The 18339-nt window shown below is 63.8% G+C and carries 14 protein-coding genes; 4 read left to right on the forward strand and 10 right to left on the reverse strand.

The genetic code is table 11. The annotated features are described in order from the left end of the window. Positions 1–43: 43 nt before the first annotated feature. The 3 genes from B6V76_RS16705 to B6V76_RS16715 form a co-directional block, all read right to left on the reverse strand. Complete coding sequence (locus B6V76_RS16705; RefSeq protein WP_088727980.1) at positions 44–3214, reverse strand: DNA translocase FtsK; 3171 nt, start codon at positions 3212–3214, stop codon at positions 44–46. A 12-nt stretch (positions 3215–3226) separates the two neighbouring features. Continuing rightward, a complete protein-coding gene (locus B6V76_RS16710; RefSeq protein WP_088727981.1) occupies positions 3227–4405 on the reverse strand; it encodes an aminotransferase class I/II-fold pyridoxal phosphate-dependent enzyme in 1179 nt (392 codons plus the stop codon). Positions 4406–4525: 120 nt separating this feature from the next. Next, the gene (locus B6V76_RS16715) at positions 4526–5842 is read right to left on the reverse strand and encodes an amidase family protein (protein WP_088723432.1); all 1317 of its coding nucleotides are present in this window, start codon (positions 5840–5842) and stop codon (positions 4526–4528) included. Between the two features lie 83 nt (positions 5843–5925). On the opposite strand from B6V76_RS16715, the gene B6V76_RS16720 reads away from it, so the two are divergent. Further along, the gene (locus B6V76_RS16720; protein WP_240497887.1) at positions 5926–7152 is read left to right on the forward strand and encodes an FAD-dependent monooxygenase; all 1227 of its coding nucleotides are present in this window, start codon (positions 5926–5928) and stop codon (positions 7150–7152) included. Between the two features lie 10 nt (positions 7153–7162). On the opposite strand, the gene B6V76_RS16725 is transcribed toward B6V76_RS16720, so the two are convergent. The 5 genes from B6V76_RS16725 to B6V76_RS16745 all read right to left on the reverse strand — a co-directional run bounded on the left by B6V76_RS16725 (position 7163) and on the right by B6V76_RS16745 (position 11404). After that, positions 7163–7375, reverse strand: coding sequence for a Trm112 family protein (locus tag B6V76_RS16725; protein ID WP_075776835.1), 213 nt, complete (start codon positions 7373–7375; stop codon positions 7163–7165). Next, positions 7372–8010: an LON peptidase substrate-binding domain-containing protein gene (locus B6V76_RS16730; RefSeq protein WP_075776834.1), complete on the reverse strand. Its 639-nt coding sequence runs from the start codon at positions 8008–8010 to the stop codon at positions 7372–7374. The genes B6V76_RS16725 and B6V76_RS16730 overlap by 4 nt, the downstream gene beginning before the upstream one ends. 27 nt (positions 8011–8037) lie before the next feature. Next, positions 8038–8955 (reverse strand): co-chaperone YbbN, encoded by a 918-nt coding sequence (locus tag B6V76_RS16735; protein WP_088720521.1) that lies wholly within the window; start codon positions 8953–8955, stop codon positions 8038–8040. Between the two features lie 96 nt (positions 8956–9051). Then, entirely contained in the window at positions 9052–9840 is a 789-nt protein-coding gene (locus B6V76_RS16740; protein WP_075776890.1) for an exodeoxyribonuclease III, read from the reverse strand. Positions 9841–9967: 127 nt separating this feature from the next. Next, entirely contained in the window at positions 9968–11404 is a 1437-nt protein-coding gene (locus tag B6V76_RS16745) for an aldehyde dehydrogenase family protein (protein WP_075776832.1), read from the reverse strand. 179 nt (positions 11405–11583) lie between these two features. Here B6V76_RS16745 and B6V76_RS16750 point away from each other — a divergent pair, with 179 nt between their 5' ends. Beyond that, positions 11584–12237, forward strand: coding sequence for a peroxiredoxin (locus tag B6V76_RS16750; RefSeq protein WP_088723429.1), 654 nt, complete (start codon positions 11584–11586; stop codon positions 12235–12237). Positions 12238–12374: 137 nt separating this feature from the next. On the opposite strand, the gene pnp is transcribed toward B6V76_RS16750, so the two are convergent. After that, the gene (gene pnp / locus B6V76_RS16755; protein WP_075776830.1) at positions 12375–14519 is read right to left on the reverse strand and encodes a polyribonucleotide nucleotidyltransferase; all 2145 of its coding nucleotides are present in this window, start codon (positions 14517–14519) and stop codon (positions 12375–12377) included. A gap of 125 nt (positions 14520–14644) precedes the next feature. Between pnp and B6V76_RS16760 the strand changes: the two genes are divergently transcribed. Further along, positions 14645–15466: an NYN domain-containing protein gene (locus tag B6V76_RS16760; RefSeq protein ID WP_240497131.1), complete on the forward strand. Its 822-nt coding sequence runs from the start codon at positions 14645–14647 to the stop codon at positions 15464–15466. Between the two features lie 114 nt (positions 15467–15580). Then, a complete protein-coding gene (locus tag B6V76_RS16765; protein WP_088720523.1) occupies positions 15581–16813 on the forward strand; it encodes a sodium:proton antiporter in 1233 nt (410 codons plus the stop codon). Between the two features lie 52 nt (positions 16814–16865). Here B6V76_RS16765 and putP read toward each other — a convergent pair whose 3' ends face one another. Further along, a complete protein-coding gene (gene putP, locus B6V76_RS16770; RefSeq protein ID WP_075776827.1) occupies positions 16866–18311 on the reverse strand; it encodes a sodium/proline symporter PutP in 1446 nt (481 codons plus the stop codon). Positions 18312–18339: the final 28 nt, after the last annotated feature.

Consider the following 18339-nt stretch of genomic DNA (forward strand, 5'->3'; position numbering starts at 1 on the left):
GAGGTCTCCCCCGGGGCGCTCTGCATCTCAGATTGTGACCGGCTTATTGCTGTTCGGGCACGAGGATTTCGCGTTTGCCGACATGGTTGGCCGAGGACACGACGCCCTGATCCTCCATCTGCTCCACGAGGCGCGCGGCCTTGTTGTAGCCGATGCCCAGCTTGCGCTGGATGTAGGAGGTCGAGCATTTGCGATCCTTTATCACGATGCCCACCGCCTGATCATAGAGCGCATCCTCGCCGCCGGTATTACCGCCAGTGTTGAGGCCCAGCACCTGATCGATATCGGAAGCCACCTCGTCATCGGGGCCCTCGACGACGCCCGACATGTAGGCCGGCGGACCGAAGCTCTTGAGGTGGTTGACGATTTCCTCGACTTCCTCGTCGGACACGAAGGGCCCGTGGCAACGGGTAATCTTGCCGCCGCCCGCCATGTAGAGCATGTCGCCCATGCCCAGAAGCTGCTCGGCGCCCTGCTCGCCCAGAATGGTGCGGCTGTCGATCTTCGACGTCACCTGGAAGGAGATCCGGGTCGGGAAGTTCGCCTTGATCGTGCCGGTGATGACATCGACCGAGGGGCGCTGCGTCGCCATGATCAGGTGGATGCCCGAGGCCCGCGCCATCTGCGCCAGACGCTGGATGCAGGCTTCGATTTCTTTGCCCGCGACCATCATCAGGTCCGCCATCTCGTCGACGATCACGACGATATAGGGGAAGGGTTCGGGCTGGAATTCATCCGTCTCGAAGATCGGCTCGCCGGTCTCCTCGTCGAAGCCGGTCTGCACGGTGCGCTTGAACATCTCGCCTTTCTCAAGGCTCTCCTTCACGCGGCCGTTGTAGCCCTCGATGTTGCGCACGCCCATCTTGGACATCTTGCGATAGCGCTCTTCCATCTCGGAGACGACCCATTTCAGGGCGACGACAGCTTTCTTCGGATCGGTCACGACGGGGCTGAGCAGATGCGGGATGCCGTCATAAACGGAGAGTTCGAGCATCTTCGGGTCGATCATGATCAGGCGGCACTCTTCCGGCGTCAGACGGTAGAGGAGCGACAGGATCATCGTGTTGATCGCGACGGATTTACCCGAACCGGTCGTCCCCGCGATCAGCAGGTGGGGCATCTTGGCGAGGTTGGTCACGATAGGCTCGCCACCGATCGTCTTACCCAGAGCCAGCGGCAGCTTGATGTTCTTGTCGTCGAAGTCGCGCGCCGAGAGAATCTCGCGCAGCACCACCTTCTCGCGGTGATCGTTCGGCAGTTCGATGCCGATCACCGAACGGCCCGGCACGGTCGAAACGCGTGCCGACAGCGCCGACATCGAGCGGGCGATATCGTCGGCCAGACCGATCACGCGGCTGGCTTTGAGACCCGGCGCGGGCTCGAGTTCATACATCGTGACAACCGGGCCCGGGCGGACCGAGACGATCTCGCCCTTCACGCCGTAATCGTCGAGCACGGTCTCGAGCATCCGTGCGTTCTCCTCCAGCGCCTCATCCGAGAGCTGGTGGCGCTGGATCGTCGTGGGATTGGTCAGCAGCGACAGCGGCGGCATTTCGAAGGGCGCAGTCTGCGGCTTCTCAAAAGTCATCTTGGGCTGCGCCTCTTCGATCGCACGACGCGACGGGGCCGCGGGTTTCGCCGCGGGCTGCACCACGCGCTTCGGCTCGGGCTGTTTGATGACCTGACGGTCGAGGCCACGCGCCGAGGCCGGGATTTCCGGCACCACGTCTTCCTCGATCCATTGCGCATTGCCGGTCTCGTCGAAGGAATGTGGCTCGCCGGCATAGAAATGCTCGGTGCGCATATCGCGGAGATCGGGTTCGAAGCCTTCGTAATCCGGGTGGGTCCAGTCGCGGCTCTCTTCGCCTGCGTATTCGCGTTCCTGTGCGACCTGCTCGGCAGCCGTCATATGCGGCTCTTCGACCTCGGCATAGGTCGCCATTTCGGACGCGCGCTCCGGGGCGGTTGCGGCCGGTGCGCCGAAGCCCGGCATGAAACGCGGCTTGGCCCGAAGCGGCGGCTCGGCGCGCAGTTGCGGCTCGGCCCGCAGCGGCGGTTCCTGATGCACGACCTGCGGCTGGCGCGGGCCGCGCGCGAGACGCTTGGCGACTGCGGCGAGCACCGAGGCCGAAGGGCGCGGCGGCTCCGGCTCGGGCTCGGCGAAGGTTTCGGGCATATCGTGATGCAGCGGCGCTCCGGCAGGCTCGGGCGCGTAATCGGTGGCGACCGGTGCGGCCTTGCGGTTCTGCACCGCCTGGCTGATGCGCGCACGGATCCGATCTTCGGTGGGCGCGGCCGGCGGCTGGTCGTCCCAATAGGGCTCGGTCTCGAACAGCTCCGGCGAGGCATCATAAGGATCGTAGTCCGGCTCCACCGGGCGACGGATGCGAGACAGGAAGGACGGGCGCGCGGCCGGGGCGGCTTCGACCTCCGGGGCCCAATGCTGCGCGGCGAGCGCCTGCTGCTCTTCCCAAGCCGCCTGCTCAGCGGCACGTTCGGCGGCTTCGGCGCGACGCTGGCGCGCACGCTCCGCCGCCGAGCGCGCCCCCATGACCGAAGCCGAGGCCCCGCGACCCAGAACGTTCATCACACCGACATAGACCGCGACCGTGCCCAGCCACATGAAACGCGTGATCGCGCGCAACTCGGGCTTGGTGAAGCCGAGAACGAAGGTCGCCATCGCCAGCATCGCCGCGGCGAGGACCAGCGAAAGAAGCTTCAGCCCGACCACGCCGGAAATCGGGACGATCCCCAGCATCGCACCCGCGATCATATCGCCGAAATGCCCACCAAGGCCAAAGGCCTGACCCCATTGATCGCCCGGCACCAGAAGCGCTGCATAGACGGAGGCGACGGCCACGGCGATTGGGAAGAAGATCATCCGCGACACGAGGCGCTCTTCGCCGCGATGGGTGATCATGCGCAGGCCCCAGGCCACCAGCGCCGCAGGCAGCAACCACGCGCCGTGACCCACGATCACGAACAACGGCGAGGCGATCCCGGCGCCGATCCGGCCGAGCCAGTTCTGCACCGGCTCATCCGAGGCTGCCATCCAGCTTGGATCTTCGGGATGATAGGAGAAAAGCATCATCGCGGCGAGCAGGCCGAAGACGACCAGCAGCCCCCCTACCAATTCCTTGCCACGCCGTTCCAGAACGGCTTGCGTGTCCTGATCGAAAAGCGGATCGCGCTGTCGAACCTGATAAGATGCCATAACCTACCGTCCTCAACCGTATAGGCAGTCGCGAAGCTGCGTAAGCCCGCGCTGCGTTTCTGCTTTTGGGGCGACCAGAGCCACCCTAATATATTTCTGGCCGGGGTTTTCCCCGTTCACCTCGCGCGCGAGATAGGCGCCCGGCAGCACGCGAATGCCGGTCTCTGTCCAAAGCTTGAGCGCCGCTGCCTCCCCGTCTTCGACGGGAAGCCAGAGGAAGAAACCGCCCTGCGGCAGCTGGAAGCCATCGACGCCGTCGAAGATCTGTCCCGCGATCTCGTATTTCTCGGCGTAAAGGCGACGATTTTCCGTGACATGAGCCTCATCCGCCCAGGCCCGCTCTGCCACGCGCTGCAGCGGTTGCGGCAGCGGTGACCCCGCATAGGCGCGCAGGCGACGGATATGTTTAATGCTTTGCGGCCCGGCGGCGAGGAAGCCCGAGCGCAGACCCGGCAGGTTCGACCGCTTCGAGAGCGAATGGAAAATCACCACGCGCTCGGGGTCGATGCCTTCCTCGGCGGCGACCTGTGCCGCACCGGGCGGCGGGGCCTCGCGCCAGATCTCGGAATAGCACTCGTCAGCGAAAACCATGAAGTCGTGCTTCTCGGCCAGATGCAGCAGATCGGCCAGATATTCGCGGCTCGCGACTGCGCCCTGCGGGTTCGAGGGCGAGCACAGATAGGCGACGGTGACGCGGTCCAGCACCTCCGCCGGAAGTGCCGAATAATTAGGCAAAAACCCGGTCTCGGCGCCTGCGGGCACGAAAACCGGCTCCGCGCCGACCGCTGCCGCGGCCACCGCGTAGACCTGATAGAACGGGTTCGGGATCGCGATCACGGGCGTCTTGCCGCGTTTCTGTTCGGGCGAAAGCGCCATCGCGGCGTTATAAAGACCCTCGCGGGTGCCGTTGAGCGCCATGATCCGCTCGGGTCCGATATCGACCGAATAGCGCCGCTTCAGCCAGCCAGAGATCGCATCCAGCAATTCGGGCGTGCCGTCGTTGGCGGGATATTTCCCAAACTCTCCAAGGCTTTGCGCAATGACATCACCCACGAACTCGGGCATCGGATGGCGCGGCTCACCGATGGACATGGCCAAGACGTCGCCGCCCGGTTCATGCGAATCGAGCAGCGCGCGCAAACGCGGAAATGCGTATTCGGGCAGGTTCGAAAACCGCTCGGGAAAGTCCATCTGTGCCTCATCGAATGGGGTCTATGTCGCCCCTTATTACCGACGAGGTTACAAAAGCTCCGCCGTTTCGTCCAGAAAAAGACAAGCTCCAGAGCGGGTTGACCACAAGAAATGTGTTTTTCAGGCCAGCGCCGATTCGGCGCACATGCCCAAACGCAGCAATCGATCCTCCGTCATGGGCGGCGCCATCAGCGAAATACCACAGCTTGGGATTCCCGTCGGAAGGTTCAGCGCGCACAGCCCCAGCACGTTGCCGATCCGGGTGTTGCGCAGGGCGAGCACGTTTTCCTCTTGGAAATAGCGCTTGTCGCTGAGAAGGCGGCGGACATCGGGCGGCAGGATCGGCGATGTCGGCACCAGAACGGCGTCATATTCCGCAGTCGCCTCCAGATAGGCGGCGCGATAGCCTTCCAGCGCGTGCCACCCCTTGGCGTAATCCGAGGCCAGTGCGTCGCGCCCGCTGCGGAACCGCTCGAGGATCGCTGCGAACATCTTCTCGGGCGCGGCTTCGATCTCGTGCTTCCATTCGCCATAGGCCTCGGGCGCGAAGAGAACGCCGGAAAGGTCCATCGCCGGGCGCACCATCGGCAAGCCCCGCCGCTCGATCACCGCACCCGCCTTAGCGAAGGCCTCAACGGCCCGCTCAAAGCCTTGCACCGGCTTTTCGCGGGTGCCCTCGAACGGCAGCCCTTCGAGCACCAGCAGCCGTTTGCCCCTGAGGCTTGCGTCGCGCAGATCCGGCGCGGCACGCCCTTCGAGCAGCGCCAGCACATGGGCCGCGTCCTCGACGTTGCGTGTCAACGGACCGATTGTGTCGAAGCTCCTACACAGCGGCACGACACCCTTGGTCGTGATCCGGCCATGCGTGGTCTTCAGCCCCACCAGATCGTTCCATGCCGCAGGAATGCGCACCGACCCGCCCGTGTCCGATCCGACGGCCGCCGCGGCCAAGCCGCGCGCCACCGACAGCGCCGCTCCGGAGGAAGACCCGCCCGGCGCGAGTTCGGGATCATGGATGTTCGGCGGCGTCGCCGTCATCGGGTTCACGCCCAGCCCGGAGAAAGCCAGTTCGGTCATATGCGTCTTGCCCAGACAGACCGAGCCGCCCAGCGTGGCCTCGATCAGCACATCGGCGTCGCGCTCGGGCACGCGCCCGGCCAGCAACCGCGTGCCCGCTTCCGTCGCCACGCCCGCGGTGTCGAACAGATCCTTCCACGACAGCGCAACGCCATCGAGCATCCCGCGCCGACGGCCCTGCTTGGCGCGCTGATGCGCGGCCATCGCCTCGTCGCGGGCGCGCTGCGGCGTAAGGCGTGCATAGATGTCTTCCGACGCTTCAGCCGCTGCGAGATAGGCCTCGGTCTGCTCCACCGGATCGAGCTGCCCGGCGGCGATCGCCCGCCCTTGCTCTGCAGCCCCTGCCAGACGCCATTCCATACCCCACCTCCTTCGTTCTTTCCGCCACGCTAGCGACAGTCCCGCGCATGGACAATCCCGCTTCCAGCGCCATAGTAAGCGCCATGAAACACGATTCAGACGTCATCATCGCGGGCGGCGGGCTCAACGGCCCCGCCTTGGCGCTTGCACTGGCCTCCGCCGGCCTTTCCGTGACCCTTGTCGACGCCGCACCGGCACGCCAGCGCGCGACCGACACGTTCGACGGCCGCGCCTATGCGCTGGCCATCGCGTCGCAGAAATTGCTGCGCGCGATTGGCGTCTGGGACGGGCTGGCCGATCAGGCGCAGCCGATGATGGAAGTGAAAGCCGCCGACGGTCACGCAGGCGAAGGGGCAGCCCCTTTCTTCCTGCATTTCGACGCGCGCGAGCTGGATCAGGCGCCGGTCGGGTACATGCTGGAGGATCGCTACCTCTATCGCGCGTTCCTCGATGCGATGGAGGCGAGCGACAAAATCACGCTACTGCATGAGACGCAGGTCACGGGACAGCAGGTCGTGCCCGGCGGGGTCGAGGTGAGCCTGTCCACCGGCAAGACCCTGACCGCGAAACTGCTGATCGGCGCGGACGGTCGCCGGTCGGGCGTGGCCGAACGCGCCGGGATCACCCGTGAGGGTTGGGGCTATGGTCAGACCGCGCTGGTCGCGGCGGTCGAGCACGAGAAGCCCCATAACGGCATCGCGCATCAGTTCTTCATGCCGACCGGACCGCTCGCGATCCTGCCGCTGAAAGGCAATCGGTCCTCCATCGTCTGGAGCGAGACCGAAGAAAACGCAAAGACCATTTCGGCGCTGGATGACGAGGATTTCCTCGCTGTGCTGCGCCCGCGTTTCGGGGATTTCCTCGGCGAGATCAAACTGGCCGGGCCACGGTTCTCCTACCCGCTGAATCTGACGCTTGCGAAAGCCTATGTCGCGCCGCGCGTGGCGCTGGTAGGCGATGCGGCGCATGGGGTGCATCCGATCGCGGGACAGGGCCTGAATCTCGGGTTGCGCGACGTGGCGGCACTGGCGGAAATCGTCGTGGAAGCAATGCGCCGGGGTGAGGATATCGGGGCCGAGGACGTGCTGGAGCGTTATCAGGGTTGGCGACGCTTCGACTCGACGTCGCTCGCACTCGGCATGGATACCGTGAACAAGCTGTTCTCGAACGACAATCCGCTACTGAAGGCGGGGCGCGATCTGGGAATGGGTCTGGTGCAGGCAATCCCGGGGCTGCGGCGCGGGTTCATGCAGCAAGCGGCGGGGCTTTCGGGCCCCCTGCCCCGCCTATTGCAGGGCCGCGCACTGTAAGCACCGCGCCTTATTCGTCGATCCGGCGCGCTTCGTCTTCCAAGAGGATCGGAATGCCCCCCCGGATCGGGAAGGCCAGCTTCGCGGGCTGAGAAATCAGCTCCTGTTTCTCGGCATCGTATTTTAGCACCGCATGGGTCAGCGGGCAGACGAGCGCCTCCAGCATGTGCCGGTCGAATAGCGGTTTCTCCGCAGCCGGTGCGCTCTCGGTCTCTTCGCTCATTGCAACCGCTCCTCTCCGCCGCCATGCAGCGCATATTCGATCAGGGTCACCAGGGTTTCGCGCCGGGTGGCCAGACAGGGCGCCTCCAGCAGTGCCTGCTTGTCTTCGGGCTCCAGCGGCAAAAGCATCCCGAGCGAGTTGATCAGCAACTCGTCATCGGCATCCTTCAGCGTTTGCCAATCAGTATCCAGCCCTTGGGCGTGGAAAAACTTGGACAACAGGTCGAGAAAATCGTCTCGATCGAAGCCGTTGTCATGCTCCGCCGGGCCCAGATCGCGCTCGAACCCGGCCCAGCTGACCTCGGCGCGGATATAGGGCGTGAAGCCTTCGACCTCCTGCAGGATGCGATAGCGCGAGATCCCCGACAGCGTGATCATGTAGCGTCCGTCCTCAGTCTCGGAAAACCCGGTCAGACGGCCCGCGCAGCCAATCGTGTTGAGGTGGTTCTGCCCCTCCGGCCCCTTGATCGGCTGGATCATCCCGATCAGTCGAGACTTGGTCTTCATGCAATCTTCGATCATCTGCAGATAGCGCGGCTCGAAGATGTGCAGCGGAAGCCGCGCCCGGGGCAGCAGCAGCGCACCGGGCAGCGGAAAAAGCGGAAGGATTTCGGGCAAGTCGCCTTTCTTCATCATGCGGATGAAACTAGCGCGCCCAAGTCCTCAGGCAAATATCATCGACGACAGACGACGGCGACCTTTTGCGACGATCGGATCGTTCGGCTTGAGCGCGTCGAAAATGGTGAAAAGCTGCGTCTTCGCGGCCTCGTTGTCCCATTCGCGATCCCGCCGGAACAACTCGAGAAGTTGATCCACGGCCTCTTCGGCATTCCCGGCCGCGTAGAGCGCCTGAGCATAGTCGAAGCGGGCCTGATGATCGTTCGGATCTGCCTCGACCTTGGATTTCAGATCGTCGAGCGGACCGGCCGATTGCGCCTGTTTCGCCAGATCGAGCTGCGCGCGCGCTGCCTCTACCGGGGCACTGTCGGCGAGCTTCGGCGGCACCGCGGCCAAGGCTGCACCTGCCGCATCCAGTTGATCGAGCGCGATGCGTGCGCGGATCAGGCCGCCATGCGCCTCCGCCAGCTCGCCATCTTCTTCGAGGATCGCCGCGAAGGTTTCCGCCGCATCTTCTGCCGCGCCTTCGGCCAGCATGGCTTCCGCCGCCGCGACCGCATCGCCCAGACCGTTGCCCGCCTCACCGCCGGACGCTTCGATCAGCTTGGCCACGAAGCTTTTGATCTCGGAGGGGGGCAGCGCGCCCTGGAACCCGTCGATCGGCTGGCCCTGCCAGAAAGCGTAGACGGTGGGGATCGACTGCACGCGCATCTGGCCCGCGATCATCTGGTTTTCGTCGACATTGACCTTGGCCATCACGACCGCGCCTTTCGCGGCTTCGACCTCGGCTTCCAGCGCCGGGCCGAGCTGCTTGCACGGGCCGCACCACGGCGCCCAGAAATCCACGATGACCGGCACGGTCTGCGATTTCTCGACCACCTCGGCCATGAAGTTGGCTTCGGTCACGTCCGTGACGTATTCGCTCTTGCTTGCGGCCTTGGCGCCGCCACCCAGTTCCAGCATGTCCGTCTCCCGAAATTGCGGAGGATTTGCTTTCCTATATGGCCTCGGAAGGGCCGAACGCAAACCCGTTTGACCGCGGCGCGCTGCCGCAAGCGATTACAGATCGAAAGTCGCGAAAACCGGCGCATGATCGGAGGGCTTCTCCCAGCCCCGCGCGGCACGCAGCACCCGGCTGCCATGCGCCGCGTTCGAGATGTCCGGCGTCGCCCAGATGTGATCGAGCCTGCGGCCCTTGTCGGCGGCATCCCAGTCGCGCGCCCGGTAGGACCACCACGAATAGAGAAGTCCCTCGGGAATGTCCTGCCGGGTGATGTCCACCCATTTGCCCGCCTCCATCGCGTCATGCAGATGCTCGACTTCGATCGGGGTGTGGCTGACGATCTTCAGCAGTTGCTTGTGGCTCCAGACGTCATCCTCGCGCGGGGCGATGTTCAGATCGCCGACGAGGATCGACTTCTTCGGCCCTTCCGCTTTGAAGTGATCGCGCATCTGGGTGAGGTAATCCAGCTTTTGGCCGAACTTCTCGTTCACCTCGCGATCCGGCACGTCGCCGCCTGCGGGGACATAGAAGTTGTGGATGGTGACGCCATTCTCGAGCGTACCCGCGACATGGCGTGCATGGCCGAGATCGGCAAAATCATGGGCGCTGTTCTCTTCCATCGGAATTTTCGAGAAGATCGCGACGCCGTTATAGCCCTTCTGGCCGCGCGCGATCATGTGCGTGTAGCCCAGTTCCTTGAAACCTTCGACCGGGATCTTCTCGACCGGGCTCTTGCATTCCTGAAGGCAGAGCACGTCGGGCGCCTCTTCCTCCATCAGCTTGCGCACCAGCCCCTCGCGCAGCCGCACCGAGTTGATGTTCCAGGTCGCCAGCGTGAAGCTCATCTCATTCTCCCGTTCCAAAAGCCGCGCGATCATGTCGAAGGGCGGCCGCTTGCGCAACCGCCCCTGTTCTTCTCAATAAAAATATCGGCAGGTGAAATGGCCGATAGGCCAAGAGGGGCAGCGCCCCTTATTCCGCCCAGCCGGAGATCGACTTCACGTCGCAGAATTCCTCGATGCCCCAACGGCCACCCTCGCGCGCCCGGCCCGAGGAGCCGACGCCGCCGAACGGTGCCCCCGCCCCGCGGTCCTGACCGTTCATCTCGACCATGCCCGAGCGCAACTGACGCGCCAGCCGGTTGCGTCGCGCGCCGTCGCCCGATTGCAGGTAATTGGTCAGACCGTATGGCGTGGCGTTGGCCACCTCGATCGCCTGCTCCTCGCTGTCGAAGGGCATGATCGACAGGACTGGGCCGAAGATTTCCTCGTTCATGATCGTCATCGAGGGATCGCAGTCGGCGAAGACCGTCGGACGGACATAGAAGCCGCGATTGAGATGTTCGGGCCGTCCGGGACCGCCCGCGACGAGTTTCGCGCCTTCCGCGATGCCTGTCTCGATCAGGCCCTGGATCTTGTCGAACTGCGCCTTGTTGATGACCGGACCGATATGCTTGCCCTCCTCGCGAGGGCTGGCGACCTGCGTGGCTTCGGCGGTCTGCCGCGCGACCTCGACCGCGCGGTCATAGGCCGAACGCTCGACCAGCATCCGCGTCGGCGCGTTACAGCTTTGCCCCGAATTCTGGAAGCAATGCTTCACACCGCGCGCCACCGCATCTTCGTCCGCATCGGCGAAGATCAGGTTGGCGCCCTTGCCGCCAAGCTCCAGCGTCACGCGCTTGAGCGTATCGGCCGCCGCCTTCGAGATCGCGCGCCCGGCACGGGTCGAGCCGGTAAAGGAAATCATCTCGACATCCGGATGGGTCGAGAGCTGCGTGCCGACGCCCGCGCCGTCGCCATTCACGAGGTTGAACACGCCCTTGGGCAGCCCCGCCGCATCAAGGATTTCCGCGAAGATCAGCGAAGACAGCGGCGCTTCCTCGGACGGCTTCAACACCATCGTGCAGCCCGCGAGGATCGCCGGGATCACCTTGAGCGTCACCTGATTCATCGGCCAGTTCCACGGCGTGATCAGCCCGACGACACCCACCGGCTCATAGGCGATCATCGCGCCCGGCGTGCCGTCGCCCAAAGGATGCACCCACTCGAACGCCTTCGCCGCGTCGATGAAATTCTTGATGTGATAGGCGCCCGCGCCCCACTGGTTCTTGCGCGCGAGATCGATCGGCGCGCCCATCTCGAGGCTGATCGCCTGCGCCATGTCCTCGGCGCGCTCGGCATAGACCTTGGCGATCCGCTCGACCGCCGCGATCCGCTCTGCCGGGTCGGCCGCTTTCCAACCGGGCAGCGCCGCCTTCGCTGCCGCGACTGCCGCGTCCGTGTCGGCCTGATCGCCCAGCGAGATTACTGCACAGGGATCTTCGGTCGATGGATCAATCACCTCGTAGTCCTGCGCAGCCTTGGGTGCGACCCATTCCCCGTCGATATAGAAATTCCGCTTCTCGATCATTTCAGCCTCCCGCACACAGATATTGCGCAAGAGCGTTTCACCACTCTCGGCCCTGCGCAAGGCCTGACGATAGGTCGCAGACCCCAAGTTTGAAAAGATTCTAAACTGGCTGGAATGGACCCCGGCGAGGACTTATATCCCGCAAAGACGTAATTTTACGCAAACACAGGAGGTTTTTCATGGGCCTGCGTATCAACGACACCGCTCCCGATTTCACCGCCGACTCGACCGCTGGCGAGATCAAATTCCACGACTGGATCGGCGACGGTTACGCCATCCTGTTCTCGCACCCGAAAGACTTCACCCCGGTTTGCACCACCGAATTCGGCGCTGTGGCGCAGCTCGCCCCCGAATTCGAGAAGCGCAACACCAAGGTCATGGGCGTCTCGGTCGACAGCGTCGAAGAGCACGTGAAGTGGAAATCGGATATCGAGCAAGTCGCCGGCGCGCCCGCGAATTTCCCGATCATCGACGACACCTCGCTGGCCGTGTCGAAAGCCTATGACATGCTGCCCGCCGACGCCTACCTGCCCGACGGTCGCACCCCGGCGGACTCGGCGACCGTGCGCACCGTCTTCATCATCGGACCCGACAAGAAGGTCCGTCTGACCATGTCCTACCCGATGTCGGTCGGCCGCAACTTCGCCGAGATCATCCGCGCCCTCGATGCCGTTCAGGCCACCGACGGCAAACCCTTCGCGACCCCCGCGAACTGGGTCCCGGGCCAGGACGTCATCGTCGCCCTCTCAGTGTCGACCGAGGAAGCGAAAGAGAAATTCGGCGAAGTCGACGTCAAGCTGCCCTATCTGCGCACTGTGAAAGCGCAGGGCTGAGAGCAGTCTCGTCCGATTGCGGAAAAGCCCCGGCAACGCCCGGGGCTTTTTCATTTCCGCCCGACCCCGAAGGACCAAAAGCAAAAGGCCCCGGATCGCTCCGGGGCCTTCTTTAATCGTCTAGCGGATCAAACCGATCAGTCGGCTTTCTCTTCACGCTTTTCCGGCGCGATCTCTTCGCCGGTTTCCTGATCGACCATCTTCATGCCAAGGCGTACCTTGCCGCGATCGTCGAAGCCCAGAAGTTTTACCTTCACTTCCTGACCTTCCTTGAGCAGATCGCTCGGGTGGTTCAGGCGCTTGTTGGCGATCTGGGAGACGTGGACGAGACCGTCACGCTTGCCGAAGAAGTTCACGAAGGCGCCGAAATCGACGAGCTTCACGACCTTGCCGGTGTAGATCTGGCCTTCTTCGGGCTCAGCCACGATAGCGTGGATCATGTCATGCGCTTTCTTGATGGCCTCGGCATTGGCCGAAGCGATCTTGATCACGCCGTCGTCGTTGATGTCGACCTTGGCACCCGAGACTTCCACGATCTCGCGGATGACCTTGCCGCCCGAACCGATCACTTCGCGGATCTTGTCGGTGGGAACGGTCATCGTCTCGATGCGCGGAGCATGGGCGGAGAATTCCGAACGGCCTGCGGAGAGCGCCTTGTTCATTTCGCCAAGGATGTGCATGCGGCCAGCGCGTGCCTGCTCCAGAGCTTTCTCCATGATCTCGGCGGTGATGCCGGCGACCTTGATGTCCATCTGCAGCGAGGTGATGCCTTCCTCGGTACCTGCGACCTTGAAGTCCATGTCGCCGAGGTGATCCTCGTCGCCAAGGATGTCGGTCAGAACGGCCCAGGAGCCATCCTCTTCCAGCACCAGACCCATCGCGACACCCGCCACGGCCGACTTCAGCGGAACGCCCGCGTCCATCATTGCCAGCGAGCCACCGCAGACCGACGCCATCGAGGACGAGCCGTTCGACTCGGTGATCTCGGAGACGAGGCGGATCGTGTAGGGGAAGTCGGTCGCAGCCGGGAGAACCGCCTGAAGCGCGCGCCATGCGAGCTTGCCGTGACCGATCTCACGACGGCCGGGCGAACCGACGCGGCCCACTTCGCCGACCGAGTAGGGCGGGAAGTTGTAGTGCAGCAGGAAGTTCGAGCGCGAATTGCCGTGCAGCGCGTCGATGATCTGCTCGTCGTCGCCGGTGCCCAGCGTGGTCACGACCAGCGCCTGCGTCTCGCCGCGGGTGAACAGCGCCGAGCCGTGGGTCCGCGGCAGCAGACCGGTTTCCGCCACGATCGGGCGAACCTCGTCCAGCGCACGACCGTCGATGCGGCGACCGTTCTTCACGACGTCACCACGCAGAACAGCCGATTCCAGCTTCTTCATCGCGGTGCCGAGGGTCGGATCTTCGAGCTGCTCTTCGGTGAGCTGCGACTTGATCTCTTCCTTGGCGGCGTTGACGGCGGCCACGCGCTCCTGCTTGTCGGAGATCGCATATGCAGCACGCATCTTCTCTTCGCCCAGAGCTTTGACGGTCTCGAGCATCGCCGAGTAGTCGGGCGCCTGGAAGTCGAAGGGCTCTTTCGCGGCGGCTTCAGCGAGGTCGATGATCAGGTCGATCACCGGCTGCATCGCGTCATGGCCGAACTTGACCGCGCCCAGCATCTCCGCTTCGGACAGCTCGTAAGCTTCCGATTCCACCATCATCACGGCGTCCTTGGTGCCCGCGACGACGAGGTCCAGACGCTGCTCGGGGTTCTCCCGCAGCTTCTGCATGTCGTCGACTTCGGGGTTCAGGATGTATTCGCCATCGGCGAAACCGACGCGCGCAGCGGCGATCGGGCCCATGAACGGAACGCCCGAGATCGTCAGCGCGGCCGACGCGGCGATCATCGCGACGATGTCGGGCTCGTTGACGAGGTCGTGCGAGAGAACGGTGCACATCACGAGCACTTCGTTCTTGAAGCCTTCCGCGAAGAGCGGACGGCACGGACGGTCGATCAGGCGCGCGGTGAGCGTCTCTTTTTCGGACGGACGGGCCTCGCGCTTGAAGAAGCCGCCCGGCACTTTACCGGCGGCATAGTATTTCTCTTGGTAGTGAACCGTGAGCGGGAAGAAATCCTGACCCGGCTTCGGTTCCTTGGCGAAGGTCACGTTGGCCATGACGGAGGTTTCGCCCAGCGTGGCGATAACCGAGCCGTCAGCCTGACGTGCGACCTTGCCGGTCTCCAGCGTGAGCTCTTCTTCGCCCCACTGGATCGATTTTTTAACGGTGTTGAACATTCAGCGTATCCTTCTGGGAGCTCTCACAGGCGTATCCCGTGTCTCCCGATTTGCATGGCGGCCCCATTGCCGCCGCCCCCTTATCCTCTTGCACGCGCCCGGGGGCTCGAGGCGTCACGTCTCAGATGGGCCTGCCAATACAGGAAATGAAGGGGTTTGGGAAGCAAAGAGTCCTTGGGGAAGGAAACGGCCCGCGCCCAATTCTGGCCAGATTGGCGCGCCATCCTCAGCCCGTAGTTATTAAGATTGAACATTGTGAGACCATGAGCAAACCCACAGCCCTTTTCATCGACGGCGAGAACATCTCCGCCTGCCACGCGCCGAAGATCCTATCCTTCGCACCCGGCGCGTTCATCCGGCGCGCCTATGGCGATATCGCGCAGATCAAGAATTGGGGAGACGTGCCGTCGATCCGGCTCATACATTCGGGCACCGGCAAGAACGCGTCCGACCTGCTGCTTGCCCTCGACGCGCTGGAGATCGCTTTCGAAGGTTTGGCCGAACGTGTCGTGATCGCAAGTTCTGATGGAGACTTCACGCATCTCGCGACCCGCCTTCGCGAGAAGGGTTTTGAAGTCATCGGCATCGGCGAAAAGAAGGCGCCCGCGGGGTTTCGGAAAAGCTGCTCCGTGTTTCACGAAATCGGCCTACCGAAGAGCAAGCCGAAGGAGGTGGCCCCGCCCGAAAGCAAACCCGGCCAACTCGACCAAAAGATTCGGCAGGTCATCGCGCAGAACAGCAAGGAAGGCCGGGGAATGAAGATCAAGGACCTCGCGTGCGAGATGAAGAAGTCTCACGATGTGCTGATAAGCGAAACGCCGGAAAAGCGCTGGCGCCCCTATCTTGCCGGGCGTCCGCATCTTTACGACCTCGACCCCAAGGGCCCGGAGGCGTTCGTCCGCTACCGCGCGAAGGGCTTCGCACAGCTAGTCATCGCCGCCCAATAGTGTCCCCGCCCCGCGATCTCGGGATCAATGCGGCGCCCCTCTGGAGGGCATGCGCCGCTTGCCCTGAGGTGCTCCGGGCTACCTTAAACGGACAATCACGCCGAGAGCCGCCCCATGACCGTTCTGCAATTCGCCGCCGCCCTCATCGTGCTCGCTGGGTTGTTCGGCGTCATCAATCACTTCGTTTTGCGCCTGCCGCCGACGATCGGGATTCTGATCGTCGCTCTGATGACCTCGATCGGACTGATGATCGTCGATCGCATTTTCGGGCTGAACCTCGCGCAGCAGGTACAAGATTACGTCAAGAGCATCGACTTCTCGAAAGCGCTGCTCGACGGGATGCTGGGGCTGATGCTCTTCGCGGGGGCGCTGCATGTGAAGCTGTCGGACCTGCGGGCGGTCTGGCCGACGGTTCTGGTGATGGCGACAATCGGCGTCGTGCTGTCGACCCTCGTAGTGGGCTTCGGTTTTCACTGGCTGACCGGCGCGCCGATCATGGTCGCGCTGACCTTCGGGGCACTGATTTCGCCGACTGATCCCGTCGCCGTGCTGGGCGTACTGCGCTCGGCCAATCTGCGCCGCACGCTCGAGACCGTGATCTCGGGCGAGAGCCTGTTCAACGACGGCGTCGGCTACACGGTCTTCCTGATCCTCTCGGGCCTCGCCTTTACCAGCGGCCACTCCGAAGCCTCAAGCCTGTCCGGGGCGGGCACCCTGTTCTTCCGCGAAGCGGTGGGCGGCGCGGCGCTCGGCCTCGCGATGGGCTGGGGGCTGTTTCGCGTGATGCGCCTCATCGACGACCCCTCGTTGGAAGTACTGTTGACGCTTGGCCTCGCGTTCGGTGGCTATGAGCTGGCGCTGTTCCTGCATGTCTCCGGCCCGATCGCCGCGGTCTGCGCCGGGCTTCTGATCGGAGATGTCGGGGCGCGGTTCGGCATGTCCGAGGAGACCCGCAAGTACGTCGATGCTTTCTGGATGCTGGTGGACGAGATACTCAACGCCGTGCTTTTCCTGTTGATTGGGGTGGAGATTTTCGCGATCCGGTTCGACGCGGATATCCTGACGACGTCGGTCGCCTCGATCGGCCTAGCGCTGGTCGGCCGGCTGGTCGCGGTGGTGGTGCCGATCCTCGCGCTGCGCCCGTTCCGCAACTTCGGCCCCGGCGTGACCCGTGTGATGACATGGGGCGGGCTGAAAGGCGGCATCTCGGTCGCCCTCGCGCTGTCCCTGCCGGACTCGCAGTGGACGGATGAAATCCTCTCGGCCACCTACGTGATCGTCGTCTTCTCGATCGTGGTGCAGGGGCTGAGCGTCGGCTGGCTCGCGAGACGCGCTGCGAAGGAGTAACGCAAAAGGCCCGCCACATCGGGCGGGCCTTTCACATCTCAAGTCGCGAGGATCATTCGATCGGGCGGAACTCGCCCCGATCTTCGCTTGCGAGGCTCACCACGATGATGGCGATGAAGGCCGCGATGAAGCCCGGGATGATCTCGTAGAGGAACGAGCCCCAGCCCAGCGAAATCCAGACGATCACGGTCAGTGCGCCGACGACGAGGCCAGCCACGCCGCCGAGACCCGTCATCCGTTTCCACGTCAGCGACAGGATGATCAGCGGACCGAAGGCGGCACCGAACCCGGCCCAGGCATTCGAGACGAGGCCAAGCACTTTGCTGTCCGGGTTCGAGGCGATGATGATCGCCGCGATCCCCACGGCCAGCACCGCGAGACGACCGACATTCACCAAGGCACGGTCCGAGGCCTCCTTGTTGAAGACGATCTTGTAGAAGTCTTCGGTCAGCGACGAGGACGACACCAGGAGTTGGCTCGACACGGTCGACATGATCGCCGCCAGAAGCGCGGCATACAGGAAGCCCGTCACCAGCGGATGGAAGAGCAGGTTCGACAGGATGATGAAGATCGTCTCCGGATCCTGCACGTCGAGCCCGTTACGCTGTGCATAGGCGCGGCCGAAGATCCCGACCGAGATCGCGCCGATCAGCGAGATCGCCATCCAGCCCATGCCGATATTCCGCGCTTTCGGCACATCGGCGACCGAGCGCACGGCCATGAAGCGCACGATGATGTGCGGCTGGCCGAAATAGCCCAGCCCCCAGGCGACGGCCGAGAGCCAGCCCGCGAAGGTCAGCCCGTTCGTCATCGACAGGAAGTTCGGGTCGATATCGCTCAGTCGGCTCGCAGCCGCGTCCACGCCGTCGCCCTGACCGGTCGTGAGGATCACGATCGGCATGATGACGAGCGCGAGCATCATGATGCAGCCCTGCACGAAGTCGGTGAGCGACACGGCGAGGAAGCCGCCGATCACCGTGTAGACCAGCACGACACCAAGCGTGAGGATGACCCCGGTCATGTAGCTGCCACCGAAGGCGCTGGCAAAAAGCTTGCCGCCGCCGACGAGACCCGAGGCGGTGTAGACCGCGAAGAAGACCACGATGATCACCGCCGAAACCATCCGCAGCAATGTCGCGTGGCTCGGAAAGCGATTGGCGAGGAAGCCCGGGATCGTCAGCGCGTTGTCATAACGCTCGGTCTGCTCGCGCAGGCGCGGCGCCACGACGATCCAGTTCACGAACGCACCGACGAAAAGACCGATCCCGATCCAGCTTTGCGTCAGGCCCGACACGAAGAGCGCGCCCGGCAGACCCAGAAGCAGCCAGCCCGACATGTCCGATGCGCCTGCCGAGAGAGCTGCAACCGCGGGGGGCAGGTTGCGCCCACCCAGCATGTATTCCTCGGAACTCGACGTGGACTTGCGCCACGCGTAGACCCCAATGGCCAGCATCAGCACGAAATACAGTGCCAAGCTGATCCAGACTCCGATCTGCATTTTGTATCCTCCCTGTTACCGCATCTGC

It is taken from the genome of Thioclava sp. IC9, from assembly GCF_002213225.1.
GTDB classification, from domain to species: Bacteria; Pseudomonadota; Alphaproteobacteria; order Rhodobacterales; family Rhodobacteraceae; genus Thioclava; species Thioclava nitratireducens.

Coding starts and splice junctions, on each gene's coding strand:
- B6V76_RS16715 (WP_088723432.1), bottom strand. CDS start 5,842: ATGGAATGGCGTCTGGCAGGGGCTGCAGAGCAAGGGCGGGCGATCGCC.
- B6V76_RS16705 (WP_088727980.1), bottom strand. CDS start 3,214: ATGGCATCTTATCAGGTTCGACAGCGCGATCCGCTTTTCGATCAGGAC.
- B6V76_RS16740 (WP_075776890.1), bottom strand. CDS start 9,840: ATGAGCTTCACGCTGGCGACCTGGAACATCAACTCGGTGCGGCTGCGC.
- B6V76_RS16760 (WP_240497131.1), top strand. CDS start 14,645: ATGGGCCTGCCAATACAGGAAATGAAGGGGTTTGGGAAGCAAAGAGTC.
- B6V76_RS16735 (WP_088720521.1), bottom strand. CDS start 8,955: ATGCTGGAACTGGGTGGCGGCGCCAAGGCCGCAAGCAAGAGCGAATAC.
- B6V76_RS16765 (WP_088720523.1), top strand. CDS start 15,581: ATGACCGTTCTGCAATTCGCCGCCGCCCTCATCGTGCTCGCTGGGTTG.
- B6V76_RS16710 (WP_088727981.1), bottom strand. CDS start 4,405: ATGGACTTTCCCGAGCGGTTTTCGAACCTGCCCGAATACGCATTTCCG.
- B6V76_RS16750 (WP_088723429.1), top strand. CDS start 11,584: ATGGGCCTGCGTATCAACGACACCGCTCCCGATTTCACCGCCGACTCG.
- B6V76_RS16745 (WP_075776832.1), bottom strand. CDS start 11,404: ATGATCGAGAAGCGGAATTTCTATATCGACGGGGAATGGGTCGCACCC.
- B6V76_RS16730 (WP_075776834.1), bottom strand. CDS start 8,010: ATGATGAAGAAAGGCGACTTGCCCGAAATCCTTCCGCTTTTTCCGCTG.
- pnp (WP_075776830.1), bottom strand. CDS start 14,519: ATGTTCAACACCGTTAAAAAATCGATCCAGTGGGGCGAAGAAGAGCTC.
- B6V76_RS16720 (WP_240497887.1), top strand. CDS start 5,926: ATGAAACACGATTCAGACGTCATCATCGCGGGCGGCGGGCTCAACGGC.
- B6V76_RS16725 (WP_075776835.1), bottom strand. CDS start 7,375: ATGAGCGAAGAGACCGAGAGCGCACCGGCTGCGGAGAAACCGCTATTC.
- putP (WP_075776827.1), bottom strand. CDS start 18,311: ATGCAGATCGGAGTCTGGATCAGCTTGGCACTGTATTTCGTGCTGATG.